Origin of the sequence: Lacrimispora sp. (assembly GCF_036758025.1) — a bacterium.
In the GTDB taxonomy this organism is placed as follows: Bacteria; Bacillota; Clostridia; order Lachnospirales; family Lachnospiraceae; genus Lacrimispora.
On the sequence record NZ_DAIOXM010000014.1, the window covers coordinates 16,273 to 41,982 of the forward strand.

The following is a 25,710-nucleotide window of genomic DNA, read 5'->3' on the forward strand; positions in this document are numbered from 1 at the left end:
TAATTTTCTCCTTGTGGTTGCTTACGCTTTCGGCTCCGCGAGGCGCATGATTGGTTTGGTCATCTGCCGCGCAAAGACAAAAGCGCAGACGGGGCAGGCAGGCATCCTATATCCTGCCTCTGATAGAAAGGCTTTGACTGTATTACAGATATGCTCATCGTCCTCAAATATCCCTCCGTAAAAAGGATAACACAGCAATCTGTATTTTTCCTGTAGTTCTAAGACTTTTTCGTTAGGATTTCAGCAGCCTGTCAACCTGTTCAATGATTTCTACGCCAAGGACACCAGCCAGATCGCCAAACAGTTGAAAGCGGAACAAATTCTTACGCCCACCCAAACAGATGGACACGCCTGTGGAGCAATCCTGTGAAACAGAAGCAGTACCTGAGGAATACGAGCTTATGGATTTCTCAGAAACGCACCTGGCAGCATAGGCAAAAAAGCAGGGCGGACAGCCAAAACTGTCCGCCCCATCACAGGAATTTATACTCGGTTCACTTTTTGTCCCTATGATACCCCGCCTAATAGCAGCGCTCCTTTTTTTGCACTAAATACCGAAACGTTTTCTATCCGTTATGACGGTGACCTTCATCCATATTAAGCATATTCTTTCAATGCCGCCTGTATCATGGCCGGGCCTGCACCATCTTGTATCATGGCCTTTATGGATTCCTCTGCCTCTGGCGGACACTTCTTTTTAAAACGTTTCCACATAGCTTCCGCCGACATCCTCCTATCATAGGACCTGGGAACCACATCGCAGGTCTCCTGGTACCAGTCTAACATTCGCAGCCGCATCTGCATAATAATATCCCGGTAATCCGGATCTTCATATTGGTTCATTTCTTCCCTGGGGTCTTTTTCCAGATCATAAAATTCATGTTTTCCCCCAAAGCGGTGTACATACTTATAATCCCCCATCCGGATCATGGTCCCCTTTGCATGTGCCAGATCATCCTTCTGGGCGGTCTGACGGGGCCAGTACATGCTTCCTTCCGGAATCTCTCCATTGAGTCCTGATGCCGCATGGTACTCATCACACTGGTATTCATAGGGCATACGGCCTCCTTCGCAGAAAACCGCTGTTCTTATCACTGCACTTCTGTCAGCAAGAACCTGAGCCAGACTTTTGCCAAACTGATCCCGCCCGGGAACAACACCGGCAAAATCCATGGCTGTAGCATAAAAATCAACCAGCTCGGCAAAAGAATCTGTAATTCCAGGATCTGTTTTAAAACCTTTGGGAGGCTTAATGAGAAACGGAACCCTTGTCAGACAGTCTTCAAAGGTATTCTGTGCCTTCTCCACAAGATCATAGTCTCCTGTATAATCCCCGTGGTCACTGAAGAAAAAGATGGCAGAATTATCATATTCCCCAATCTCCTTTAGAGCCTCACAGAGCCGTCGGAACTGATCATCTACCTTTCTGCACATACCAAGGTAGCAGGTCCGTACCCGATCGTAGTCCTCTTCTGTGTAATCCTGCATTCCCATAAGTTCTCTCAGCCGTTCCTGCATCAGTGCCTTCCCCTGTCCCTTTGATGCCCTTGGGGGCAGTTTATGGGAATCGATCATGGAAAAGTAGGGTTCTTCCACCCCATAAGGAGTATGGGGATACATCAATCCGAGAAACATGCAGATGGGCCTGTCATCTACCGGATTTTTCAGTCTCTCAATGGCTGCATTTACCGAAAGGTCATCATCAGAAATATACCTGCCGTCCCTATCTGTTTCCAGCCGGCCTTCATAATGGGAATAATAATTTTTATCCCCAGGCTTTCCCCGGAAGTCCTTATTAACAGGTCCGGCGCCCTCAGACTGACCGGTGGCAAAAAAGATTTCGTCACTGTGCTGATGTTCCAGTCCGGAGGCCTGTCCGGCAAGCAGATCATTTCTGTCATTCATCCACACATAATACCCTGCCTCCTTTAATTCAGAAAACAGCGTTGAATCCTCTTCATGAAGCAGATACTGCATGGTCCGGTGTCCGGATACGTGAGGGTAGAGTCCGGTAAAAAAGCTGCATCTGCTGGGTACACAGACCGGATTCTGACAGTAAGCATTTCGAAATGATACTGCATCAGTATTGGAAAACTCATCCAGAAACGTTGTTGAAGAAGCAGGGTTTCCCAGGTGTGCCAGTGCATCTGCACGCATCTGATCCGGGTTAAAGATAATTATATTGGGTCTTTTTTCATTACGCATCTCTTTATGTATCCTCCTGACTAAAAAAATATATCTCCCGCATGATAAGAAGATATCTCATTGTCCCAAATGGCCTGGATCCGGTCCACCCTCTCTCTGGTGTAAAGCAGATATATCATTTTTCCGGGCGGCCACTTCATAGCCAGCCGGAACCGCTCATTCTCATCCATTGGTTCCGTGGAAAAATAAATGTAACGGCTGCCGGTGTACTTTCCCTTTTCTGCCCTGAAAATATTTGTTCCTACCACCCCAACCTCTTTGATTTCATTCCAGGTGTTCTTTCTTATGGGTATTCCCCAAAAACTCATTCGGATTTCATCTCTGTCAATGGTGATCACAGCCCCATACAGTACCGCTATCCAGGCAAACAGACAGGCCACCAACAGGAACATGACCACTCCGCGCCACTCGTGAAGATAAAACATCAGAACCGCCATTCCCAGAGATACCGCTGATGTCCCGGCTGCTATCAGATATTTAAACGTGTGGATCCGAAATTTACTCGTCATAACACCTTACCTCATTTACCCTTTGATAAAAAACCGTTCAATGCATTTTGCCGCTGCCCCCACTGCTCCGCCATACTCTCCCAGGTCTATAAAGGAAACTTCCAGCTTCTCATCACTGGCCCGGAATGCATGGTTCATAAGGGAAGACTGGGCCACCTCAAAGTTCTGATAGTTCCGGAAAACACCTCCCCCAAGGAAAATCCGATGGGGATTGATGACTCCGACCATATTAGCCAGTGCAATTCCGAGGAATTTCATTGCATTGTCCATAATTTTGCAGACTGCCCTGTCTCCCCTGTTCTGAGCCGCCAGAATATCCTCAAGCTCCAGTTTTTCCGGATCCTGACAGATTTTAAGCAGTTCTTCACACGTTCCTTCTGCCATGGCCTGTCTGCACAGCTCTAAAATGCCCCGGAGACTGGAGGTTGACTCTAAGCTTCCTGGCTTTCCGCAATGAGGAACTTTCACACCGTTAGGATCTAAAATCATCTTTCCAATCTCACCTGTTGCAAAATCATTGCCCATCAGGGAGTGATTCCGCAGGATAATGGGGCATGCAATCCCCCATGCAACATGGCAAAGCGCAAAGGTGGTATCACCGTCTAAAAGCTCCGGCCGGAACAGGGATATAATGGATGCCCTGGCCTGAACATTATTTTCCAGCATAGCGGGCAGCCCTGCCATCTGACTGATCTCATCTGCCAGAAAACGTCCGTTCCAGCTTACTCGTTCTGTCTCCAGATTGTTCAGGATACCTCTTTCTGAATCCACAATTCCCGGAGTCGAAACTCCGATTCCAAGCAGCTTTTCCCATTCCGCAGGATATCTGCTCCTGACCGTATGCAGAAGGTTCTTCATCTGTTCCAGCATGGTCTCATAATCATCAGATACCACATCCGTCTTTTCAAGAATATGGGCTTCTCCTCTGAGATTTGTAATACAGTAATGAGTCACATCTCTTCCCAGGGAAATTCCCAGAGCCAGCCTTGATTCTGCAACCAGATCAATGTTAATGGGCTTCCGGCCAACTCCCTTTACTGTCTGCTTTTTCTGATCTCCCTTCAGCTCCTGTACGACTCCCTGCTGAATCAGCTCCAGCACAATATTGGTGATCGTAGGCGGAGTCAGTTCCAGCCGTTCCGCTATCTCAGCCCTGGAAATAGGTGCACTCTGATAAAGCACCCTTTTAATGGACTCCATATTCTGCTGCTTTATTTTCATTAGATTTTTTCCCTGTAATACAGGCATACTGTTTCCCCCTTGAATTTTCATCTTCTATTTATTAATTATATAAATTATATTTTATAAATCCATCATATCACACTTTTTTGAATTTGTAAAAAAAATATTAAAAATACTAATATATGTTGATTTTATGCCTGTTCTTCTATATAATGACTATAGGTATTTCTTAATCAATTTAATTTATTAAATATATTTTTTACATGTTTCACACTATATCATATCAGGAGATTAACATAATATGAAAATCGGATTCATAACAAATGCACTTGTGGAACAGGCAGGGCGGAGTTTCGGGAATCAGTTTCAAACTCTGGAGGAAGTGGCCGACTGGGGGGCAGCACACGGATTTACTGACTTGGAATGCGGCCCCATGCTCCCCCTGGATCGGAATTCCTATGAAAAAGTCCTGTCTGACGGCAGAATATCCATTTCAACACTGATCTACTGCCGCAATTATCTAAGCACAGATAAGGAAGAAGCCGGAACACATCTGGCCGAATTAAAGAAACGGATTGAATTTGCCGGTGCCCTTGGAATTCCAAAGGTGGTGACTTCTACGGGAATTAACAAGAGTATTGAGGAAGGCATTTATGACCGTGACCCTTCCGTAAAAGACAGGGGAAACATGATCCGGCGCATCCCTGTCCGGAGTCTTGATCAGGTGGTGGATGTATTGGGTCCCATGGTAGAACTGGCAGAAAAAAACAATGTGAAACTCTGCTTTGAAAATTGTCCTCTCATGGGCAATATTGCCATCTCCCCTGTAATGTGGACCCAGATTTTTGACCGTCTGGGAAGTGATCTGGCAGGACTTGCCTATGACCCCAGTCACCTTGTCTGGGAGATGATAGACCCTTATGCACCGGTCAGCGAATTTAAGGACCGGATTTTTCACGTTCATGCAAAAGACGCTGCCATTGACCGGGAACAACTGGCGCGCACCGGTATCTTAACAGATTTCAGCTGGTGGAGCTACCGCATTCCCGGAAGAGGCGAACTGGACTGGAAAAAACTCATCGGTCTGCTGAAAGAAAACGGCTACGACGGGACCATCAGCTTAGAGCATGAGGATGCAGCTTACGAAGGAAGTCTTGATGCTGTAGAAAACGGATTAATTGAGGGGAAAGCGTATCTGGAAAACCTCATTCTATAATATAAATTTAACAGTCCAGTACGGAGGAATAATGGGGTTAAAATCAGTGTCATGCAAGAAAATCCCCGTCCTGAACAGTTACATATAAACAATAAAAAGGCGGAGGTATTAACATGGTTAGAATCGGTATTATCGGAAGCGGAAACACCATCGGCATCGCGCAGAATCACATTAAGGCATATCAGTGCTGTGAGGATGCAGTCATTACGGCAGTCTATGATATTGCAAAAGGACGTGCCCAGGGTTACATCGAAAAGCTGGAAATGAAGGATGCAAAAGCATGCAGCAGTCTTGAAGAGCTCTTTTCCCTCTGCGATGCGGTCAGCATATGTACACCAAATTCAACCCACGTGGAATTGTCTGTGACTGCTTTAAAAGCAGGAAAACACGTTCTGTGTGAAAAACCGTTTGCTCCTGTTCCAGAAGATTGCGACGAGGCATTAAAGTATGCAAAGGAAACCGGAAAGGTTGCCATGATCGGCCTGTGCTACCGGGATATTCCAGGGTTTGTATACATGAAGCAGCTTCTCGATGAGGGAGTCATGGGACGAATTTTCTTTGTCCGGGAAGAACAAGGTGGTGACCGCATTGCCGACCCGGAAGTCAAATTGGAATGGCGCATGCAGAAGGAGCTTTCCGGTCCAGGTGCTTTAGCCGACTTTGGCAGCCATATGATGGACATCTGCGACTATCTCCTCCGCGATATCTGTGGCCCCATCTGCGACATCACCGCAATGCAGGACACATGCATTAAGGAAAGAGAGATCATAGAAAAGCCCGGCGAAATGGGAACTGTGACCAATGATGATGTGGCCTGCTGGATCTGCCGCACTACCGGAGGAACCCTTTATAATTTTACAGCAAGCCGGGTAGGTGCAACCTTTATGCTGGAAATTGTGGGAGAAGGCGGAAAAATGACCTTCCACGGAAACCGGCCATTTGAACTGACACTCCAGTTAAAGGATAAAAACGGCGGCTATTCCAAACAGCCGGAAGTGGTTCCTGTTCCGGAGTCATGCTACGGCGGAGACAAAAACGCTCCCCGGGTTCCCTTTGCCATTAACTTCTACTACGAAATCCGCCAGTTCCTGGATGCCATTCAAAAAGGAAGTGACACACTTCTCACCTTTGAACGGGGAAAATATATCCAGACTCTCATCCAGTATGCCCAGGATTCCGCTGACCGTCAGGAAATTGTACACATAAACGAAAATTAAGGGGGAAATCAATTATGAAATTAGGTGCTCATTGTGTCCTTTACGGAGCTGAAATTGCATCGGATACAGAAGCCGTAATCAAACGGCTGGCAGATTCCGGCGCCGAAGGCTGTGAACTGGGGGAGCGTTTTTTCGGAGTCGAGGACCGGGAAAAGCTGACCGCTGTATTGGATAAATACCATGTAGCTCTGGCCGGAATGCACGCCAACAATGTAAAGCTTTTAGATCTTCTCCATGATCCTGGCACAGCCCGGACTGCCATGGAAAAAGTTGCCCGGTTTGTTTCTGTGCTTCCCGATAAAAATATCATTGTCACCGGCGGAGTTCCGGACATGGAGCAGCTTAAAACCTGTACCCTGGCCAAAGGTGTTCCCCACAAGGACCTTCACGATCCTGAAAATGTCCGGATCATGGCTGAAAACTTCAATGCCATTGCCGGGGATATCTACAAAGAATACGGTGTCCGTGTCAATTACCACAACCACAGTTGGGAATTTGCCGATGACGGCCTGATCTGGTTTGCCCTTGCGGACTACGCTCCCGAAGTTCATTTTGCCCTGGATACCGGCTGGGCTGCCGTATCCGGCTTTGATCCGGCAGAACTTTTAAAACAGTATCCCGGCAGATTCCATTATGTTCATTTAAGAGACTACAAGAAATCAGATAACCCCATGGCCTTAAATTTCAATGAGGTTCATGCCGGATACGTTGACCTTGGCACCGGAGATATGGACTATCCCCGTCTCATGAGACAGTTGAACCAGAATCTTGATGAAAATGATTGGGCAATTGTGGAGTACGAACTTGGAAACTTTGATCAGTCCAGCTACCAAAAGGCTCTCAGCTATCTTCATGGAATCCGTGACATGCTCCAGACAGAAGGGAGATGATCGTATGTCTAAACTTCGTGCAGCCGTTATTGGCTGCGGAAGAATCACCTCTGCCTATGTTCCTGCACTGCAAAACATCGGCTCAGAAACTGTGGAAGTGGTGCTGGCTATGGACAAGCACCTTGACCGTGCAGAGAAATTTGCGGAAAACTTCCCCGGCTGCGCTGCCTCTGATACGGTAGACTTAATAAGCTTTAAAAACCTGCTCAGGGAACATCACCCCGATATCCTTCACCTCCTTCTGCCCCACCATCTCCACTGCGAATATGCGGTGGCAGCCCTGGAATCAGGTGTCAACGTGCTGACGGAAAAACCCATCGGAATCTCTTTAAAGGACGCTGATGAGATGATCGACGCCAGTAAAAGAAGCCAAAAACAGTTGGGTGTCATCTTCCAGAACCGCTATATCGACGGTGTGGAACGGGTCCGTTCCCTGATTCAGGATGGAACTCTTGGAGCCGTGAAAGGCGCATTTTCTATACTGGCATGGCACCGTCCTCCCAGTTATTATGAATGTGACTGGAAGGGAAGCTGGCAGACCGAAGGCGGCGGTGTGATTATCGACCAGGCAATCCATTCCATTGACCTGGTCCGGTATATGACCAACATGGACGCTGTCAAGGTTCAGGGTCACATCGCCCGCAGAGTCCTGGAAACAATTGAGGTGGAAGATGTGGCAGATGCAGCCATTACTCTGGAAAACGGTGCCGTATACAGCTTTTTTGCCTGCAACTATTACACCAAAAACAGCCCCATACGCATAGAAATTCATTGTGAAAACGGAACTGCCCTTCTGACCGCAGATCAGATGGACATCTCCTGGGAAAACGGAGAAAGGGAGACCATTCTTCCCAGCCTTGACTCCAGTACAGCAGGCGGCGAAAGTTACTGGGGTGTTTTCCACGAAAAGCAGATAAGAAGCTGCTATGAGGCTCTCATTCATGGAGAGCCCATGGCCTGGAGTCCTGAGGATGCAAAGAAAACCCTGGAAATTGTTTTGGGCATCTATCTCTCCGCCCGGATTTCTGACACAGTAACCATATAAAACAGCAATAAAATAGAGGTGAACGCCAAATCATGGCCACCTCTATTTTTATGTTCTTATATCCTACTGAAGCTTCTTTCTCATGGCTGCTGCCCAAGGAGTCGGTTCGAAAGGTGCCTTTCTTTGAACCGGATTCTCCACCATAGGGATTTCCGGACAGGGCCACCTTTCCTCCTGATCATCATAATTGCATTTTGTAAGGATTCTAAGCTGATTCATCAGCCAGTTTTCATGAATCATAATCGTATCATAATCCTTATATTCCTCAGTTTTTGCCTTCAAACGTCCGGCAATCTCCGGATACTCTCCAATAACGTTACAGCGTTCATGAGGATCGGCTTTACAGTCGAAAAGCTGGTCCTTTCCTTCAAACCCGGAATAGGTGGTGAATTTCCAGTTCTGATACCGCACCATACGCCCCAGGCAGGTATCCCCATTTGGCAGATACATGTATTGTTCACTTACCACCATGCGTTCCTCATCCACTGCTTCACCTGCTATGACAGGCACAAGACTCTTTCCGTCTCCCGGAAGAATTTCTGCTCCCGCCAGTTCACAGATGGTAGGCCCCATGTCCATAATGCTGACCGGAGTATCAATCACCTTTCCCTTGGGAATTCCGTCTCCCTCAATCAGGAAAGGAATGTGTACCGAAGGATCATAAAACACCTGTTTTCCATAATAACCCCGGTCACCGTTCATATCTCCATGGTCTGAAACATAGATAAAGATTCCTTCGTGTCCGTTCCTCTCCACGTATTCCCGGAAGGCCTTGTAAACCGTCTCTATATGATAATCCGTAGTCTCCACCAGTCCGTAGTATGCCGCTCTCGCCGCTCTTACCACATCAGGGTCCGTCTCACAAAGCTTACCGTCCAGTACCGGATGCTCACCCGCAATCTTCTCTGCTCCCTCTAAGGAAACCTTATCATAATAATAATCATACAGCCCCTTCGGTGCCACATAGGGGAAATGGGGCCCATATGCACCTACCGTGATAAACTGCGGTTTTTCATAATTCCCGGCCAGATACTCCAATGCTCTGGCTGTCACATAGCGGTCATAAGCAAGGACCGGTGAATCGCCTCCGCCCATATAATATACAGAGCTGTTTTCATCGAAGCCCCTGATCTGGGTTCCTCCTTTCATTCCCTGATTCGGCACCCCATTATGAAATACCGGAGTTCTGTCGCCCGCAATACGTTTTGCATAGCCATGTCTCTGATCCGGTCCTACAAAATGCATCCGTCCGCAGAGCACCGTATCATAGCCGGATACAGTCAGGCTGTGCAGAAAAGTAGCCTGGTCTGAGCTGATAGAATTAAAATTGAACAGCACTCCATTATTGCTGGGAAGAAGTCCGGAAATCATGGAAGCCCTGGCCGGAACACATAACGGACAGGAAGTCATGGCATTAGTCATGACCGTTGCCTGCTTTGCCAGTTTATCCAGCGTAGGCGTGCGGACAACCGGATTGCCTGCATAGCCCTGCAAATTATATGAGTGCTGATCAGACATATATAACAGAATATCTCTAACCATAGTTCCTCCTTTGGAATCCCAGTCTAATCCTCAACACATTTTCCTAAACTTTTGAACATGTAGTTTTTGTATGCTTCCACTCCCGGCTGATTAAACGGATCCACACCCAGAATCTTTGCAGAAAGATAGCACATGAACTGATAAAAATAATAAAGCTGTCCAAAGGTTTCCTCATCAATGGCCGGTATAGAAAGTATGAGACAGGGAAATTTCTCACTGTGGGCTGCCACAGTAGCCTCAAATGCAACCCGGTTGATCTCATCAAAATCCATTCCATCCAGAACAGAAAACCCATCCTCTACATCATCGCCGTAAATCACATAGGAAGCTCCGGTGTCCTCAACCTTAAGGAAGGTTTCAAACATAATCGTATCTCCATCCTGGATATACTGGCCAATGGAATGAAGGTCTTCCGAAAAGGTTCCAAATACGGGATACAATGCCTTATTGTCCTTTCCTTCACTTTCACCAAACAACTGCATCCACCATTTTGCAAAACGAAACATTCTTGGCTCAAAACAGGAGAGCATCTCCAGCTTCAGTCCTTTTTCATACAGCATATTCCGCACAACTGCATATTCAAGTGCTATGTTCTCAGCCGCATCTTCCTTTTGAAGCCTCCGGCTCATGTGCCTGGCACCTTCCACCATAGCACGGATATCCAGTCCTGCTGCTGCCAGCGGGAAAAGTCCGATGGGTGTCAGGCTGGTATACCGCCCTCCCACATCCTCGGGAAAGGGCAGGAAATAATATCCCTTTTCCCTGGCTATTTCTTCGAACTTTGTACCGCATGTTCCGGTACAGATCACTCTTTTTGAGTATTCAGCCCCATATTGATCCTTCAGAAATGCCCGAAGTGCCCGGAATCCGATGCCCGGTTCCAAGGTTTCAAAATTCTTTGCAATTACATTTATGTATACACTTTTTCCTTTTATCTCTTCCAGTACATTACAAATACTGTCCGCTGAAATACTGTTTCCGGCATATACGATCTTTACATGATTTTTTGAACCAATTGCGTCTACCACAGCTCTTGCCGACTGATTGGATCCGCCGATTCCGATGACAACTAAAACATCGCCATCCTTTTGAACTGCCTTTGCAAGCTCTTCATACTTCAAGATCCAGTCTTCTCCGGCCCAACGGTCCACATCGAGCCAGCCCAGACTATCCTTATACTGCTCTTCTCCTTTTTTTACCGCATCAAGGAGAAGGGCATATTTATCTTTCATCACCTGGATTTCTTCCTGTACAAGCCATCCGGCTTGATCAATGATTTCTAATTTAAGTTCATTCATAGCATCCTCCTTAAAAACAGAGACAAATCCCAATATGAATTTGCCTCTCTTTTTGATATTTAGCCTAATTCCTTAATCCGACAGCAGGACACAAAATGACCTGTAGATACTTCCTCCTGAACCTGAGGCTGGCTGCAGACTTCCTTTGCAAACTTGCAGCGTGCTGCAAAACGGCAGCCAGGCTTCGGATTGATGGGAGATGTAATTTCTCCATGAAGAATTTCTCTTTTCATAGGTTTATGAATATTAGTCGAGGGAATTGCAGAAAGCAGTGCTTTTGTGTAAGGATGCAAGGGGTTGCGAAATAGTTCCTTTGATCCACATTTTTCTACTACCTGGCCAAGATACATAACACAAATATCATCGGAAATATGTTTTACAACTGACATATCATGAGTGACAAACATATAGGTCAATCCCTTACTTTCCTGTAAGAGCTTAAGAAGATTCAGCACCTGTGCCTGAATGGAAACGTCCAGAGCAGATACCGGTTCATCGCAGACAATGAACTTAGGGTCCAAGGCCAGTGCACGGGCTATTCCCACACGCTGGCGGCGTCCTCCGTCCAGCTCATGAGGATAGGCCAATCTCAGCCGCTGGTCAATTCCAACCAGCTCCATGAGATCATCTGCCTTTCTCTCGATCTCTGCCTTTGACATCTTGCCGGACACCTTCAGCGGTTCTGTAATCGTGCTTCGGATTGTCTTTCTTGGGTCCAGAGAGGAATAAGGATCCTGAAAAATAATCTGCATTTTTTCTCTGGCCTCTCTCAGCGTTTTTCCGCTTAATTTGGTGACATCCTGGCCTTCCAGGCTTATCTTCCCATCTGTGGCTTCATGGAGATGGATAATGGTACGTCCAAGAGTTGACTTTCCGCATCCGGACTCCCCTACCACACCAAGGGTTTTTCCTTTTTCAATAGTAAAGCTTACATCATCTACGGCATGCAGCATTCCGCGCGGAGTAGAGAAATATTTTTTTAAATGTTCTACTTGAATTACCGGTTCCATCCTATTCCTCCTCCCTTGCAATTTCATCCAAACGGCAGCAACGGCAATCGTGGCCGTCTGCTGTTTTTGCAATCCCTATGGGCCCCTTTAAACAGACCTCACCGGCATGATTGCAGCGTGGTGCAAAAGCACATCCCGGGGGAAGGTTGGTAGGATCCGGAGGAAGCCCTTCAATGGGATGAAGCCACTCCTCATCCTCGTTCATATCCGGAATTGCACCAAAGAGTCCCTTCGTATAAGGATGGGATGGATGGTCAAAAATCTGTTCCTTTGTTCCGTATTCAATAATATTACCTGCATAGATCACTGCAACACTGTCACACACCTGGGCTACAACACCCAGGTCATGAGTGATCAGCAGCATAGAGGTATTATATTTCTTTCTTAAATCTCCGATCAGATCCAGTACCTGAGCCTGAATCGTAACATCAAGAGCAGTTGTCGGCTCATCTGCCAGGAGAAGATCCGGATTACAGGCCAAAGCTATGGCTATGACCACTCTCTGCTTCATGCCTCCGGAAAACTGATGGGGATATTCATAATATCGTTCAGCCGGGATTCCTACAATCTCCAGCATCTCCTTGGCACGCTTCTCCGGATTGATATGTTCATCATTATGAAGCTTTACAACCTCAGCAATCTGTTCGCCTATGCGCTGTACAGGATTTAAAGCCGTCATAGGATCCTGAAAAATCATGGAAATCTTATTTCCGCGGATCTTTCGCATGTCATTTTCATGCAGCTTCAAAAGATCCTCGCCTTCCAGACAAACCTCTCCTCCCCGGATTTTACATCCTACGTCCGGAAGAATTCTTAAAATCGCTTTTGCAATTGTTGTTTTTCCCGCTCCTGTTTCACCTACAAGACCCAGAGTTTCCCCCCGTTCCAGTTCCATAGAAACGCCGTTTACTGCATGTACAATCTCACCATCAGAAGCGAACTCTACAACCAGGTCTTTCACTGAGAGGAACTTTGTTTCCTTATTCATATTCGCTCCTCCTTTAATTCTTCAATTTGGGGTCCAATGCATCACGAAGTCCGTCACCCATCAGATTCAGGGCAAGTACAGTGATTGCGATTGCAAGACCGGGGAAAAAAATCAAATGGGGGGCCTGACGGATAAACTGGCGTGCACCGGAAAGCATAGCTCCCCACTCCGGAGTCGGAGGCTGAATGCCCAATCCAATAAAGCTTAAGCCGGCTGCCAGCGTGATTGCCTGAGCCACACCCATGGTTGCCTGTACAATAATAGGGGACATACAGTTGGGAATCAAATGGCTCACAATGATCCGGAACTCGCTGCAGTTGATGGAATGGGCTGCTTCTATGTACTCATTTCCCCGTTCCTTCAGCATCTGAGCCCGCAGCATTCTAGCCATGCCAGGAACATAGCCAAAGGCCATGGCAATAATTGTATTGATAAATCCAGGTCCAAGAATAGCAGCAATGACAATATTCATCAAAAGGCCCGGAACCGCCTGTATGATATCCAGAAAACGCATTAACAAATTATCGATCCAGCCTCCGTAGAAGCCTGCGATTGCACCCACAGTACATCCAACCACAGTCGCTATGGCAATAGAAAGAACACCCATGGAAATGGAAAATCTTGCACCGTAAAGGACACGGCTGAAAATATCCCGTCCCATATCATCGCATCCAAATAAATGCTTCAGTGATGGTGTTGCAAAAGCAGAGGCCATATCCATAGTTGTATAATCATATGGAATGATGTAGGGTGCAAGAATGGCAACAATGACTTCAATCACAATGATGATCAATCCTACTACTGCCAGTCGGTTTTTAGACAGCTGACGCAGGATGCGCATCAGCTCGCTGTTTTTTTTGGCTCTGACTGCCTGCGCATTATCCATTCTGCCCGTCCTCCTTAGCTGCTTTTTTCTTCTTTTTATTTGATGCATACTGTGCTTTAATCCGCGGATCTACAGCTGCATAGAGGAGATCCACTGCCAGCATACAAAGACTGAAAGAGATTGCCAGGAAAATAGTACCGCCCTGAACAATCGGATAATCCCTGTTATTTACTGCACCAATGATATAAGTTCCCATTCCCGGAATAGAAAAAACGGTTTCAATAATCATCATACCGCCCAGAAGGGCTCCAAAGGTTGTTCCAAACATGGTAATAATAGGAATCAACGCATTTTTCAGTGCATGCTTCAATATAACCATGCGTTCCGTTACCCCCTTGGAGCGGGCCGTTGTTATGTAGTCTGCCCGGATCACATCCAGCATGGAAGATCTTGTCTGCCGGGCACAGGTAGCCAATGCTCCCATACACCCGGAAATTGCCGGAAGAATATAGGATTTCAGACCTTGGTCAATCCCCATAGGAGGAAGCCAGCCCAAGTTCACCGAAAATGCCAGCACCAGCATCAGAGCCAGCCAGAAATTAGGGATTGCCACACCGCACAGGGCAAGAAACATCGATGCAGAATCCTGCCAGCGGTTTTGATGGGTAGCCGCCATAATGCCAAGAGGAATCCCGATACCAAAAGAAATCAAAAGTGTAATCAGTGTTAAAACCAGGGTTCGCGGAAGTCTCTCCATAATGGTTGATACAATATCAATTTTTGTAATCCAGGACGCACCCAGATCATGGCGGACAAACACATCTGCCATATAAGTGCCCAGGCGAACCAGGAATGGGCTGTTTAAGCCCAATTCCTCTGTCTTCGCCATAAGATCTGCCTCTGTGGCAGTGGAACCCAATATAATTTCTGCCGGATTTCCTGGACAGAACGTCATCATTGTAAAAATCAGGATTGTAACTCCCAGTACAATAGGCACCATCCAAATGATTCTGTTGATAACATACTTAAGCATTTATCTCCTCCTGTGTCGCCTGTTACTTCATAGGGAATGCCTCATAGGTTGAGGAAGCCGGTGCAATATATCCATTTTTTTCCTTCACTTCATTCTGAAGGCCAATGTCATTTCTCCAGATTATCATATTCTGAGGATTTACCATACCGTAAGCAATGGCATTGTCCCTTAAATAAACATGAACCTCATCAATATTTTCCTCTGTCCAGCCATCTGGTGTCCATGTCTTATAAAGAAGCTCTGCCAGATCATAATCGTGGCGGCTGGTTCCGTCTCCTGTTGAATAGGCTGCCGGATCATAGCGGATTGCCCACGCATCGGAAAGATATACTCCGCCTATGGTATTTATGAACATATCATATTTTGTTCCATCCAAACGGATTGCTGTCATTTGAGCCGGGTCCACCAGATTCAGTTCCACTTTTAAACCGGCGGCCAAAAGATAATTCTGTACCATCTGTGCCAATCGGGATGAAAAGCTTGCGGTACCACAGAGAATTGTAAGAGTACGTCCATCATATCCTGACTCTGCCACTAACTGTTTTGCTTTTTCCACATCATAGGTGTAATATTCTTCACTTTTCCATTTTTCATTGGCTCCGATGTGAAGCGGACTGTGGGCATCGTACATGGGGGTACCATAGCCTGCACAAAGGCCGGTGACCAGCCCCTGGGCATCAATTGCATAGCTGACAGCCTGACGAAGTTTTACGTTTTCAGCCATAGGGCTTGTATCTGCTCCGGAGAAGAATATGGTCCAGCCCTGAGGGCCATCAGCCAGTTCCATGGTGTATGACGGATTATCCTTGAATTGAGCGCCTGTTGAGTTATCAATCCGGATTGCCATATCTATGGTGCCTGTTTCCACCGCAATGCCAAGCTGGGAAGCTTCTGGAATGGCGTGCCAGCAAACCACCGGAACATTTGGCCGAACTGATTCCGGCATATTGGAATAATCCTGCCAGTAATCATCTCTCAGTTCCATCTTCATAATGGAGTTTGCTGTAAATTCTGTAATTTTGTAAGGTGAGGTGCTGACCAGGCTTGTACCAAACTCATCAGAGCTTGCTTCAAATGCCTTCTGGCTCACTACATATGTATCTGTCAGAAAAGTCTCAAAGGTTCCGACAATATTGCTTACAAGCTTTACCTTAAATGTGTAATCTCCAGTCTGTTCTACACTTTCAAGCTTTCCCCAAATAGGCTTTAATGCCATCTCTTTTGACTTATTCATAAACCATACAATATCAGCCGCAGTAATTTGATTTCCCTCGGAATCCGTCACACCCTGGTTAATCTCCACTTCATAGGTAAAACCGTTATCCCCGGTAGACCAGCTTTTGGCTACCCATGGCTCTAACTTATTATCAACACTAAAAATTGCCAACTGCTCGGTAACCGATGGCCAGTATGGTGCATCACGATTGGTATTGGCACGGAAAACAGTTAAGGTATCCGGTGTCTGTGAATATCCTACATCCAGAATTCCATCGCTGGCCAGTTTGGCAGAGGCTGTCGTTTCCTTTGCGCTCTCTGCTGTGCCGGCAGAAGAACCTCCGCCGCATCCTGACAAAGAAAGGGCCATAACTAATCCCAGACTCACAACTTTAGCTACACTTTTGTGAAGTAACTTTCTCATAATAATCCTCCTAAATACATTAGTGTTAATCAAAATTCATACCTTCGATATTCATCGATGCATTCATTTAATTATTTAATTAATTATATCTGTTTTTAAAAACAATGGGAAGTGGTAATAGTTCTATATTTTTATTACTTTTTTGTGCATTTTAAACAATTTTAGTTATAAATTTATCAGCAATAGTTGATAATAATTGCTTTTTTATAAAAGCATTAATTTTTCTTTTAATTCAATAAATATTTAATTTATTTATCTAATTAATTAAGCATTTCTAAATAAATGATCTGTATTCCATTATCAGATGCCGCCAGCTTAAACCTCACTCCCAGGGAGTACAGGGAGCATCACATATTTAGAGCAGAGGGATCATAAAATCCCCTCTGCTCACCCTCCCAAAGTCACATCCTGCCTGGAATACCATTCAATCGCATCATACACATGCTGGGGCTTAAAATCAGGCCAGTAATCCTCAACCACATACATATCGGAATAAACGGACTGCACCGGCAAAAAACCGGAAAGCCTTCTGCGGCCTCCCCACCGGATCACCAGATCGATTCTGGAGACATCGGCAGTCTTTAATGCAGGCCCTATAGCCCCGTCGTGAAGCCCCAGATCCCATTCCCAGCTGTAATTCACCAGAAAGTTGATCTTCATCCCTCCTGCTCCGAACCTGCTCCTGCTGGTATAAGGCTTTAACGCTTCCGGAAACATGGCTGAGGTTGTCTTTCCCAGCACCAGCAGCTCTGCATCCTCTTTTGCCAGCTCATCCACCGCCTTAACGCAGGCATTTGAAAAGGCTTCTCTCTGGACAGAAGGGCGTTTCGTATTGTCCACGGTAAAGCCATAAAATGTCATTTCATTGATCCCCATTTCCCTGCAAAGATGGTAAAGGGTCATGCCGGGGGATATACCGCTGTCATACCCCTCCTCTTTTCCCATACCCTTTCCCACTGCCCAGCGCCGGTTTCCATCGGGTATGATTCCTATATGTTTCGGTATTCTCATATACTGCCTCCATGCTTCATAATATAATTGGAAATATATGAAAAGTATGTCCACTTTTTTCGATTCCATAATTTTCCTCATGCCATCTGATGAAAAAATGCAGAAAGGGCATGATTCCCTGTATTTCTGCACGGAATCATGCCCTTAAATTCATATAAAATGATTATTAAAGTCCCATTTTCTTTCTCTTCTTCATAATGTGGTCTTCAATGTCCTTAGCTACCTGCACCGGATCATCTCCCAGGGCCACCTTGCCTCCGGTTAAGCCCTCTACATCCTCTGTGAGCAGCTTCACAAGCCTTGGGGCTCCTGTAACAAAGGGAGTGGGGGAAAGATGAGTATAGGCTCCGTAAGCAATTGCAAACAGACCGTCTATGGTCGCCTTCTGCTCCATCCATTCCGGCGCTGTGACTGCAATGGGAAGATCAGAAACATCCGCATCCAGATGGTCGGCCAAAGCCGTCACAAGCATGGAGACCCGCCCCGTATCCGTACATGTTCCGAAGCTTAATACCGGAGGAATTCCTAAGGCCCTGCACACTCCCTGTAAGCCTTCTCCTGCCTGATCAATGGCATCTAAGTTACACATTCCTGCAACTTCCAGACCGTGGTTTCCGCATCCTCCTGCAACCACAAGAATATCTCTCTTAATCAGCTCTTTTGTCAGATTGACCGTATTCCAGTCCTGAGGACCGTTTCTTAAAGTGGAACAGTTAGCCAGGGCCACAATTCCCTTTAACTGGCCTTTTGCAATTACATCCACCAGATTATTTAAATCATTTCCAATGGCACCCAGAACGGCTTCCGTAGAAAATCCGGCAATGGCTTTCTGTTTGTATTTAGGAACCATTGGTTTGATCTGCTTATGTCTCTTCTTAAAGTTCTCAATGGCAACGTTGATGCATGTCTCAGCCATCTCATCTGCCTTTTTGGGATAATAAGGCATCTTGTGTTCTGTTCCGGGAACGCCGATAATGGTACTGACACTGACCAGGGCAACCTGATATTTTTCCGCATATACATCAATATCCGGCGGAGAACAGTTCTCCTCCATAACAAATGCATCCACGGTTCCTGTCGCTAAAAATGGTTCAATAGACAACCAGTTTCCCATAAGTCCCACAAACACATCATCCACTTCAAAACGCTGCAGCATTTCCTGTCCTGTCTCAATGGAACCTACGATGTGGATTCCCTTTGCTCCTGCTGCCCTTGCCATTTCCTGATATTCTTCCAGCTTCGCCTTTTGTAAGGTAGCCACTCCAATCCATGGCTGGTGTCCGTTAAATGCAATATTCACATAATCAGGATCCATAATTCCCAAGTCCACATCCACCTCATGAGGCATGGGAGTTCCAAATAAAATGTCCTGGACCATTTCCAGGCCGATCTGGGCCGTATAAATGGTGGACAGACCTAAACGCAATGCTTTTGTTGCCAGGGAAACGTAATCGCCATCCACATTGGTAAGACAGCTTGCAATGCAGTTTTGCACCTCATGCTCCACACCGGTAGGATAAATATTAAAATCCTTCCAGATTTTTTTCCGCTTCTTCGGTGAAAAGGCCTCTACCATCACACTTTCTTCATCGGGATTCACTTTCATTTCCTTATCCAGAAATTCCGCCAGACAGACAGCCATCTGGTTCACATCCTGATTGGTATCGATTCCAGTCTTTTCACACATCCATTTTAACTTTTCAACATCCGTAATCTTAAAAACCGTATTTCCTTTTCCCGTTTCCTTTAAGGTGCGGAAAGCTTCATATGCATGATGAGCATAAGTAGCAGCTCCCATAATATTCTGCATAAGAAGGTTTCTCATTGCCATAGCATCAGGGCCGATTCCACAGACTCCCTTGTCCGGTCCCTTCTGTTCGTTGATTCTGCAGGGGCCGTTGGTGCACAACTGGCAGCTCAGCCCCTGCAGGCAAAATTTACACCGTATCTTCTCCTGTTCATCCCATCTGGAAAACACGCTTGATAAGCCGTCATCTCTAATTCTAACCAGCATTTCTTCTACAGAATCATGGTAGCTTACGCGCCCCTCTGTCTTTTCTAAAACCGCTTCTGACATAGTTACCTCCAAAATAAAGTATGATTTTATGGGTAGTATGCCAGATTTTAGGAATCATATTCTATGAATTGTCAGATCACAGTTTAGCTGAAATATTTTTCTATAATCTTTTCCGATGTCCTTGTTGCAAGAGCCTGTGTTGTCATAGTGGGATTGGGACCTCCTATGCCATTGGATAAAACGCTGTTATCTGCAATAAACAGACGTTTTACATCATAAGCCTCACAATTGGCATCAGTCACATATCCCATGCGCATAGTGCTCATGATATGCAGATAAATATCGGAGGGCCAGTTTGCACGGGTAATGATTTCTGCTCCTGCCAGTCTCATGGACTGAGCTGCGATCCGGGCCAGACTGTCTCTTCTTTCTTTGTCTTTCTCACTCATGTTGTATGTAACAATTGGAAGAAATCCATTTTCATCCCTTAAAACCGGGTCAAGAGTAATGGAGTTTTGCTCATTTACGTCATCATCTGTAAATATGGCAATGCAAAGGGTTCTTTGATAATTTCTCATAAACTCCTTTAGCAGTTCTCCCACAACCATCCCCTCTAAGTCCCAAGGTTCTGTCTCGTCTGGATCGTTTTGAAAATAATAGCCCTTCTGGCTAAGTCCATAATTGATAATAGAATATATTCCGGGACTCATTCCAAAAGGTTCCATTACACCCAATCCCGGATAGTCAAACCTGGCCGCAGATGTCTGACCTACATATGGCTTTATGTCGGACATTCCTATGGCATTCATCAGGCTTTCTTCTGAAAAGATGCCGGATATGCAATCAAAGGCATGGTTCGTCAAGCCTCTCCCCACCCATTCATTTGCGGGAAGTTCAGAATTGAGCCAAAGCCGCGGAGTTTCTATAGAACCTCCTGCCATGACAATGACCTTTGCCCTCAGCTCTCCTGTCTCTCCTGTCCAGGTATTTCTCCATGTAATACCTGCCGCATACACCCCCTCTGTCTGATTTTCCTCCGTATGAATCCGGGTCACAAAGGAATTTGGACGTACCTCTACATTTCCAGTTGCAAGGGCTAAAGGGATGTAGCTTACCAAAGTGGACCGCTTGGCAACACTATCCACAGTTGGGCCGGTCTTACATCCGTTTATACAGTGCCCTCTTAAGGTGCAGCCGACAGAATTGTTGTTTTGCAGGTCAAAATCAGGATCATTTAAAAGCGGGTTAATGCGAAGTATGGCATTTGGCTGAGGCCGGTATCCCGGCTCCGTCAAATCCTTAGCATCGGTATAATTCCAGCCTGCCTTTTTCAGTCCATAATAAAATATGTCTTCCTTGGAGGTTCCTGTCGCCGGATGAACGGGCAGGGTACTTTCCACCTTTTCATAATAGGGAATCAGTTCTTCATAGGAAATGGGCCAATCCTGTTCAAAGGCCCTGGGATAAGCCCTGGGAGAATTGGCAAAGTAGGAAAGGGTTGTTCCTCCCACCCCTGCATTTTGCCACGTATAACCTCCCTCCGGATGAACTCTCACCCAGGGGCTCTGGTTCCTGTCAGCCGGACCCCAGCGAAATTTTCCCGTAACGGTATCATTCATGTCATCTTCAAGATCCGTAAAACTTTTCTTTAACAAATCAATATCCAGATCCTCATAGCTGGAGCTTCCTGTCCCTCCCGGTTCCCGGTTGGGCTCCGGCCACTGCTTATTGCCATACCAGGGACCGGCCTCCAGCACCAGCACCTTAAGACCCTTTTCTCCCAGCTCCTTGGCCGCAACAGCGCCGCCTCCGCCTGCACCTATGATAATTACATCTGCATCATATCCGTTGCTCATGCTTTTCTCCAATCCTCATTCTATTTTCCTTTCCGTCAGGCAAATGAAACCTTCTTATGTGTAGTTGTATGCTCCTGCCAGACGGTAACCCGGGGAAGGGCCGGGATATCCCACCTGCTCCCAGCTTTCAGGGTAATACTCCAGTGTTCTCTGTTCAGGCGGGTTCTGGCGGGTGGTGCCATACCCTGCCCATTCAGAATAATATCCCATCATGGATAATCTGATCAGGAAAGGGAGGACGAGAAACACCTCTTCCTGGCTGGTCTGGTCCAGGGCCGGAAAGTAGGCGATACCCTCCGGCTGAAACAGCATACCGGTGACCTGAAGCCGTTCTATTGGAGAAAGGCTTAAAAAAGCAGAGGAGCCCGGAAATTCCTCTCCCGCTTTTCTCTCCTCACTCTCTCTGTAGAGAAACTGCTCCGCAGCCGTATTTAAAGTATCTGCTACAGGCAATGCCATAGGAACCGCCAGGCTGTTAAGAGATAAAATAATAAAATCACCTGTATACTGATCCAGTGCACCGTAATACTGTATTCTGCCGTACTGCTGCGCCAACTCCGGAGAGCGGGGGATGATGGCATCAGCAAAAGCCTTAAAGGTATCTGCCAGATATTCATAGGTTTCTTCATACAATTCTCTGTCATTTGAATTATAATATGTCCATTCCATTTATCTACCTGCCTTTTACTGTCACTGGTCACGTGTCCCTGAACTGTATTGATTACAGGAACATGCTTTCTGTTCTTATATTATGATAACTCTGGGAAATCTATCACGTATATTGAAATTATTTCTCACTGAACTTTCTTCTCATCAAAAAAATCCCCCAACACCTGATTCATGGTATTGGGGGAACCGCTTATCTGTTTCGATTGTAGTTAATCAGGCATCCTGCCTTGACAATTTCCTTTTCTTCCGGGGTCATATCAGCAATAAAAAGACTGATTTCTTTCACCTGGCCACCGATGACATAAGCTTTGATTGCTTTCATATCGCCGTTAAAAACGCTCCTGATTCCCGGCACATAAATATAATCGCCAACCTCAAACTCTGCATCTTCTTTCATCTGGAATGGAATCATACCCCAGTTCATAACATTGGAACGGTAACGCTTGGTGGCATACTCCTTGCAGATATTGGCAAGGCCGCCCAGCACCCGCTGACAGCTGGCTGCCTGTTCTCTGGCTGAACCATCGCCTGGTTTTACAGCATAAATCATGCTGCCGATTTCTGTCTCTAGTGGCTGAACATCTTCATTTCCTGGAATGGTCCTGATTTTATCAAATATCTGCTTCAATTCCGGCTCGGCCTGGGCCGGAGAGGTTCCGGCTATTCTGGCCTTTTCAAGCTTATCTGCCACCTTACTTCTGCCAACGTACTGGGGATCTCTCCGGGAAAGAGTAAACTCAGCCAGTCCCAATGGGTTGGAACGGTAAGAAGAGGTCTCACCGGAAGGAATCAGCTCATCAGTGGTGGTCACAGGGTCCAGAATCTTGGAACAAACCTTTAAGAGAATGTTATCCGTCAAAGGACTCATCTCCGGCCAGTCTTTAATATTGGGGCCATAAACCAGCTCAGCCTGGTCATCTCCTGCCTGATATCCCTGGTAAATACGGTTTTGGTATACGGAATTATCGAACTCATATGAAGGAACAAGATAATCGTCTGCAAAGGCTTCTGCTGACGTGAGAATTCCGCCATTTGCTGCAGTTGCCGCAATAGAACGTGCATCCATGAGAGCTACTGCCGACATCTGTCCGACTCCTGGTTTTGAGCCTTCCCGGTTGGGGAAGTTTCTGGTGGTATGGCGGATACTGAAGCCATTATTAGCCGGTGTGTCTCCAGCGCCAAAACAAGGTCCGCAAAAAGCTGTTTTTAAAACTGCACCCGCTGCCATCAGTTCCGATACAGCACCTTTCTTAACCAAGTCCATATAAACCGGCTGGGAAGAGGGATATACAGAAAGAGAAAATTCCTCCACACCGCAGGACTTTCCTTTTAAAATATGGGCAGCTTCCATTACATTGGTATAATTACCGCCTGCACATCCGGCAATGATTCCCTGAGTGACTTTAAGACCGCCATTTACAATCTTATCCGTTAACAAAAATGGAGTCTCCAGGCTGCCTGTAATCTTTTCCGCTTCCACCTCCACGGTCCTCAGTATGTCGCTGAGATTTGCATTTAATTCATCAATCTCGTATACATTGCTTGGATGGAAAGGCAATGCGATCATTGGCTTCACTGTGCTTAAATCCACATATACAACTCCGTCATAATAAGCCACGTCAGCCGGATTCAATTCTTTATAGTCGCCTGCCCGGCCATGGAGGGCCAGATACTCTCTGGTATCCTCATCGGTTCTCCATATGGAGGAGAGACAGGTAGTTTCCGTTGTCATAACATCAATGCCATTCCGGTAATCCGTAGTCATGGAGGAAATACCGGGGCCTACAAATTCCATAACTTTATTTTTTACATAGCCGCACTGGAATACTGCACCGATAATTGCCAGGGCAATATCCTGGGGTCCCACACCCGGTCCCGGCTTGCCGTCTAAGTACACTGCCACTACGCCCGGATATTGAACATCATATGTATCACGAAGAAGCTGCTTTACCAATTCTCCTCCGCCTTCGCCAATGGCCATGGTTCCCAAGGCGCCATAGCGGGTGTGGCTGTCAGAACCGAGAATCATCTTACCGCCGCCGGCCATCATCTCTCTCATATACTGGTGAATGACTGCAATATGAGGAGGAACGAAAATTCCGCCATATTTCTTACATGCTGACAATCCAAATACGTGATCGTCTTCGTTAATTGTTCCGCCTACCGCACACAGGGAATTGTGGCAGTTTGTCAGGACATAGGGTACCGGAAAGTGATCCATTCCGGAAGCCTTGGCCGTCTGAACAATCCCCACAAAGGTGATATCGTGGGAAGTCATGGCATCAAAACGAAGCTTTAAAGCCTTCATATCTTCTGATGTATTGTGAGCCTCTAAAATAGAATAAGCAATTGTTCCTTTCTTTGCGTCTTCCTGATGCACTTCTTTTCCTGCCATTGCAGTAACCTGGGCTGCATCCTTCTCCGGAATCAGGTGCGTACCATTGACCAGATAAGCGCCGCCATCATACAATGTGACCATGTGAATTCCTCCTCAAAAAATCCTTTATCTTTATTTGTTTTTATTGTACAATGAGATTATGCAATAGGCAAATACTATGATTCTAATAACATATATAGGGTTATACCTATACCCCGACAATAGCAGAAAGGAGTTCTTATGACACAAAGGGAATTGCTTTATGTAAAAACAGTTTCCGATACAAAAAGCATATCAAAAGCCGCCCGCCTTCTTTTTATCTCCCAGCCCTCCCTGAGCCAGTCCATTCAGCGGATTGAAGACGGTTTGGGAACCCCCCTGTTTAACCGTACCACCGGAGGCTTGACCTTGACCTTTGCCGGAGAACGTTATTACCATATGGCTTCACAGATCTTAAAGATGTATGAGGATTTTGAAATTGAGATCAGCGATATTAATAATTTGAAAACAGGACGCATTCATCTGGGCATCACAAATCATCTGGGCACCCTGACCCTGCCTTCCATCCTTCCTAAATTCCGGGAGATATGCCCTTATATAGAGCTTACCATAACGGAAGAAAACTCGGCAGAACTGGAACAGAGCCTCCTTGACGGACGCCTGGATTTTTCGATTATGCACGCCCCAAAGGACAATTACCATCCCCAGCTCAGCTATGACATCCTGACCCGGGACCCGTTTGTGATCGCACTGTCTCCCGACCATCCGCTGTTAAAGTGTGCAATTAAAAAAACCGGATACGAATTCCCGGTTTTAGATGTTGCTTTATTAAAAGACGAACCCCTTCTTATGCTTCACAGCAAACAGAGAATCCGGCAGGTGACAGACAGTATTTTAGCCAAAGCGGGTATTCTCCGCCCAAATATTCTGATGACATTAAGAAGCTTTGAAACAGTACAGTTATTGGCTGCCCAAAACCTTGGCATCACCTTGGTTCCAAGACAATATACCAGACTTCCTACTAATAAAAAATCGCCGGCTTTTTGTTCTATTGACGAAAAATACGATGCTTGCTGGGATATGTGCATTGCTTCCTTAAAGGACAGCTTTCTTTCCAAAGCAGATCTGCTGTTTATGCGAATGGCTAAAGAATTATTTTCATAAAAAGAAACTCTTATAT

Annotated in this window: 20 protein-coding genes; 5 read left to right on the forward strand and 15 right to left on the reverse strand. The window is 46.1% G+C overall.

All coding sequences use genetic code 11. The annotated features are described in order from the left end of the window. Positions 1 to 597: 597 nt before the first annotated feature. The 3 genes from V7M78_RS12885 to V7M78_RS12895 are packed head-to-tail and all read right to left on the reverse strand — an operon-like array spanning position 598 to position 3,962. A complete protein-coding gene (locus V7M78_RS12885) occupies positions 598 to 2,205 on the reverse strand; it encodes a sulfatase-like hydrolase/transferase (RefSeq protein WP_333650141.1) in 1,608 nt (535 codons plus the stop codon). A 20-nt stretch (positions 2,206 to 2,225) separates the two neighbouring features. After that, positions 2,226 to 2,714, reverse strand: coding sequence for a hypothetical protein (locus tag V7M78_RS12890; protein ID WP_333650143.1), 489 nt, complete (start codon positions 2,712 to 2,714; stop codon positions 2,226 to 2,228). A 15-nt stretch (positions 2,715 to 2,729) separates the two neighbouring features. Further along, the gene (locus tag V7M78_RS12895) at positions 2,730 to 3,962 is read right to left on the reverse strand and encodes an ROK family transcriptional regulator (RefSeq protein WP_333650145.1); all 1,233 of its coding nucleotides are present in this window, start codon (positions 3,960 to 3,962) and stop codon (positions 2,730 to 2,732) included. Between the two features lie 235 nt (positions 3,963 to 4,197). Between V7M78_RS12895 and V7M78_RS12900 the strand changes: the two genes are divergently transcribed. The 4 genes from V7M78_RS12900 to V7M78_RS12915 all read left to right on the forward strand — a co-directional run bounded on the left by V7M78_RS12900 (position 4,198) and on the right by V7M78_RS12915 (position 8,264). Continuing rightward, complete coding sequence (locus V7M78_RS12900; RefSeq protein WP_333650147.1) at positions 4,198 to 5,112, forward strand: sugar phosphate isomerase/epimerase family protein; 915 nt, start codon at positions 4,198 to 4,200, stop codon at positions 5,110 to 5,112. A 113-nt stretch (positions 5,113 to 5,225) separates the two neighbouring features. Further along, positions 5,226 to 6,329: a Gfo/Idh/MocA family protein gene (locus V7M78_RS12905; protein WP_333650149.1), complete on the forward strand. Its 1,104-nt coding sequence runs from the start codon at positions 5,226 to 5,228 to the stop codon at positions 6,327 to 6,329. A 14-nt stretch (positions 6,330 to 6,343) separates the two neighbouring features. Beyond that, on the forward strand, positions 6,344 to 7,219 hold the full coding sequence (locus V7M78_RS12910; protein WP_333650151.1) for a sugar phosphate isomerase/epimerase family protein: 876 nt from the start codon (positions 6,344 to 6,346) through the stop codon (positions 7,217 to 7,219). A 4-nt stretch (positions 7,220 to 7,223) separates the two neighbouring features. Further along, positions 7,224 to 8,264, forward strand: a complete 1,041-nt coding sequence (locus V7M78_RS12915; protein WP_333650153.1) for a Gfo/Idh/MocA family protein — start codon at positions 7,224 to 7,226, stop codon at positions 8,262 to 8,264. A gap of 63 nt (positions 8,265 to 8,327) precedes the next feature. On the opposite strand, the gene V7M78_RS12920 is transcribed toward V7M78_RS12915, so the two are convergent. The 12 genes from V7M78_RS12920 to V7M78_RS12975 all read right to left on the reverse strand — a co-directional run bounded on the left by V7M78_RS12920 (position 8,328) and on the right by V7M78_RS12975 (position 24,632). Beyond that, positions 8,328 to 9,806, reverse strand: coding sequence for a sulfatase-like hydrolase/transferase (locus V7M78_RS12920; protein ID WP_333650155.1), 1,479 nt, complete (start codon positions 9,804 to 9,806; stop codon positions 8,328 to 8,330). 23 nt (positions 9,807 to 9,829) lie between these two features. Beyond that, positions 9,830 to 11,104 carry a glucose-6-phosphate isomerase gene (locus tag V7M78_RS12925; protein ID WP_333650157.1) on the reverse strand — a complete coding sequence of 425 codons (1,275 nt, stop codon included), beginning with the start codon at positions 11,102 to 11,104 and terminating at the stop codon, positions 9,830 to 9,832. Between the two features lie 59 nt (positions 11,105 to 11,163). Continuing rightward, the gene (locus V7M78_RS12930; RefSeq protein WP_333650159.1) at positions 11,164 to 12,114 is read right to left on the reverse strand and encodes an ABC transporter ATP-binding protein; all 951 of its coding nucleotides are present in this window, start codon (positions 12,112 to 12,114) and stop codon (positions 11,164 to 11,166) included. A gap of 1 nt (position 12,115) precedes the next feature. Continuing rightward, on the reverse strand, positions 12,116 to 13,102 hold the full coding sequence (locus V7M78_RS12935; protein WP_333650161.1) for an ABC transporter ATP-binding protein: 987 nt from the start codon (positions 13,100 to 13,102) through the stop codon (positions 12,116 to 12,118). 13 nt (positions 13,103 to 13,115) lie between these two features. Beyond that, entirely contained in the window at positions 13,116 to 13,988 is an 873-nt protein-coding gene (locus tag V7M78_RS12940) for an ABC transporter permease (protein WP_333650163.1), read from the reverse strand. Further along, positions 13,981 to 14,961, reverse strand: a complete 981-nt coding sequence (locus V7M78_RS12945) for an ABC transporter permease (protein WP_333650165.1) — start codon at positions 14,959 to 14,961, stop codon at positions 13,981 to 13,983. The genes V7M78_RS12940 and V7M78_RS12945 overlap by 8 nt, the downstream gene beginning before the upstream one ends. Before the next feature lie 22 nt (positions 14,962 to 14,983). Next, a complete protein-coding gene (locus V7M78_RS12950; protein WP_333650167.1) occupies positions 14,984 to 16,600 on the reverse strand; it encodes an ABC transporter substrate-binding protein in 1,617 nt (538 codons plus the stop codon). 387 nt (positions 16,601 to 16,987) lie between these two features. Then, positions 16,988 to 17,611: an undecaprenyl diphosphate synthase family protein gene (locus V7M78_RS12955; protein ID WP_333650169.1), complete on the reverse strand. Its 624-nt coding sequence runs from the start codon at positions 17,609 to 17,611 to the stop codon at positions 16,988 to 16,990. Positions 17,612 to 17,777: 166 nt separating this feature from the next. Further along, entirely contained in the window at positions 17,778 to 19,688 is a 1,911-nt protein-coding gene (cooS, locus tag V7M78_RS12960; RefSeq protein WP_333650171.1) for an anaerobic carbon-monoxide dehydrogenase catalytic subunit, read from the reverse strand. Between the two features lie 83 nt (positions 19,689 to 19,771). Continuing rightward, on the reverse strand, positions 19,772 to 21,484 hold the full coding sequence (locus tag V7M78_RS12965) for a GMC family oxidoreductase (RefSeq protein ID WP_333650173.1): 1,713 nt from the start codon (positions 21,482 to 21,484) through the stop codon (positions 19,772 to 19,774). A 54-nt stretch (positions 21,485 to 21,538) separates the two neighbouring features. After that, on the reverse strand, positions 21,539 to 22,153 hold the full coding sequence (locus V7M78_RS12970) for a hypothetical protein (RefSeq protein WP_333650175.1): 615 nt from the start codon (positions 22,151 to 22,153) through the stop codon (positions 21,539 to 21,541). Positions 22,154 to 22,343: 190 nt separating this feature from the next. Further along, positions 22,344 to 24,632, reverse strand: a complete 2,289-nt coding sequence (locus V7M78_RS12975) for a hydratase (RefSeq protein WP_333650177.1) — start codon at positions 24,630 to 24,632, stop codon at positions 22,344 to 22,346. A 138-nt stretch (positions 24,633 to 24,770) separates the two neighbouring features. Between V7M78_RS12975 and V7M78_RS12980 the strand changes: the two genes are divergently transcribed. Next, positions 24,771 to 25,694 carry a LysR family transcriptional regulator gene (locus V7M78_RS12980; protein WP_333650179.1) on the forward strand — a complete coding sequence of 308 codons (924 nt, stop codon included), beginning with the start codon at positions 24,771 to 24,773 and terminating at the stop codon, positions 25,692 to 25,694. The last annotated feature ends 16 nt before the right edge of the window (positions 25,695 to 25,710 follow it).

Excerpts from the sequence above, each read along its gene's own strand:
- V7M78_RS12950 (WP_333650167.1), bottom strand. The coding sequence starts at position 16,600 with ATGAGAAAGTTACTTCACAAAAGTGTAGCTAAAGTTGTGAGTCTGGGA.
- V7M78_RS12915 (WP_333650153.1), top strand. The coding sequence starts at position 7,224 with ATGTCTAAACTTCGTGCAGCCGTTATTGGCTGCGGAAGAATCACCTCT.
- V7M78_RS12920 (WP_333650155.1), bottom strand. The coding sequence starts at position 9,806 with ATGGTTAGAGATATTCTGTTATATATGTCTGATCAGCACTCATATAAT.
- V7M78_RS12930 (WP_333650159.1), bottom strand. The coding sequence starts at position 12,114 with ATGGAACCGGTAATTCAAGTAGAACATTTAAAAAAATATTTCTCTACT.
- V7M78_RS12970 (WP_333650175.1), bottom strand. The coding sequence starts at position 22,153 with ATGGAATGGACATATTATAATTCAAATGACAGAGAATTGTATGAAGAA.
- V7M78_RS12945 (WP_333650165.1), bottom strand. The coding sequence starts at position 14,961 with ATGCTTAAGTATGTTATCAACAGAATCATTTGGATGGTGCCTATTGTA.
- V7M78_RS12940 (WP_333650163.1), bottom strand. The coding sequence starts at position 13,988 with ATGGATAATGCGCAGGCAGTCAGAGCCAAAAAAAACAGCGAGCTGATG.
- V7M78_RS12975 (WP_333650177.1), bottom strand. The coding sequence starts at position 24,632 with ATGGTCACATTGTATGATGGCGGCGCTTATCTGGTCAATGGTACGCAC.
- V7M78_RS12910 (WP_333650151.1), top strand. The coding sequence starts at position 6,344 with ATGAAATTAGGTGCTCATTGTGTCCTTTACGGAGCTGAAATTGCATCG.
- V7M78_RS12900 (WP_333650147.1), top strand. The coding sequence starts at position 4,198 with ATGAAAATCGGATTCATAACAAATGCACTTGTGGAACAGGCAGGGCGG.
- V7M78_RS12905 (WP_333650149.1), top strand. The coding sequence starts at position 5,226 with ATGGTTAGAATCGGTATTATCGGAAGCGGAAACACCATCGGCATCGCG.
- V7M78_RS12925 (WP_333650157.1), bottom strand. The coding sequence starts at position 11,104 with ATGAATGAACTTAAATTAGAAATCATTGATCAAGCCGGATGGCTTGTA.
- V7M78_RS12935 (WP_333650161.1), bottom strand. The coding sequence starts at position 13,102 with ATGAATAAGGAAACAAAGTTCCTCTCAGTGAAAGACCTGGTTGTAGAG.
- V7M78_RS12885 (WP_333650141.1), bottom strand. The coding sequence starts at position 2,205 with ATGCGTAATGAAAAAAGACCCAATATAATTATCTTTAACCCGGATCAG.
- V7M78_RS12890 (WP_333650143.1), bottom strand. The coding sequence starts at position 2,714 with ATGACGAGTAAATTTCGGATCCACACGTTTAAATATCTGATAGCAGCC.
- V7M78_RS12980 (WP_333650179.1), top strand. The coding sequence starts at position 24,771 with ATGACACAAAGGGAATTGCTTTATGTAAAAACAGTTTCCGATACAAAA.
- cooS (WP_333650171.1), bottom strand. The coding sequence starts at position 19,688 with ATGTCAGAAGCGGTTTTAGAAAAGACAGAGGGGCGCGTAAGCTACCAT.
- V7M78_RS12895 (WP_333650145.1), bottom strand. The coding sequence starts at position 3,962 with ATGCCTGTATTACAGGGAAAAAATCTAATGAAAATAAAGCAGCAGAAT.
- V7M78_RS12965 (WP_333650173.1), bottom strand. The coding sequence starts at position 21,484 with ATGAGCAACGGATATGATGCAGATGTAATTATCATAGGTGCAGGCGGA.
- V7M78_RS12955 (WP_333650169.1), bottom strand. The coding sequence starts at position 17,611 with ATGAGAATACCGAAACATATAGGAATCATACCCGATGGAAACCGGCGC.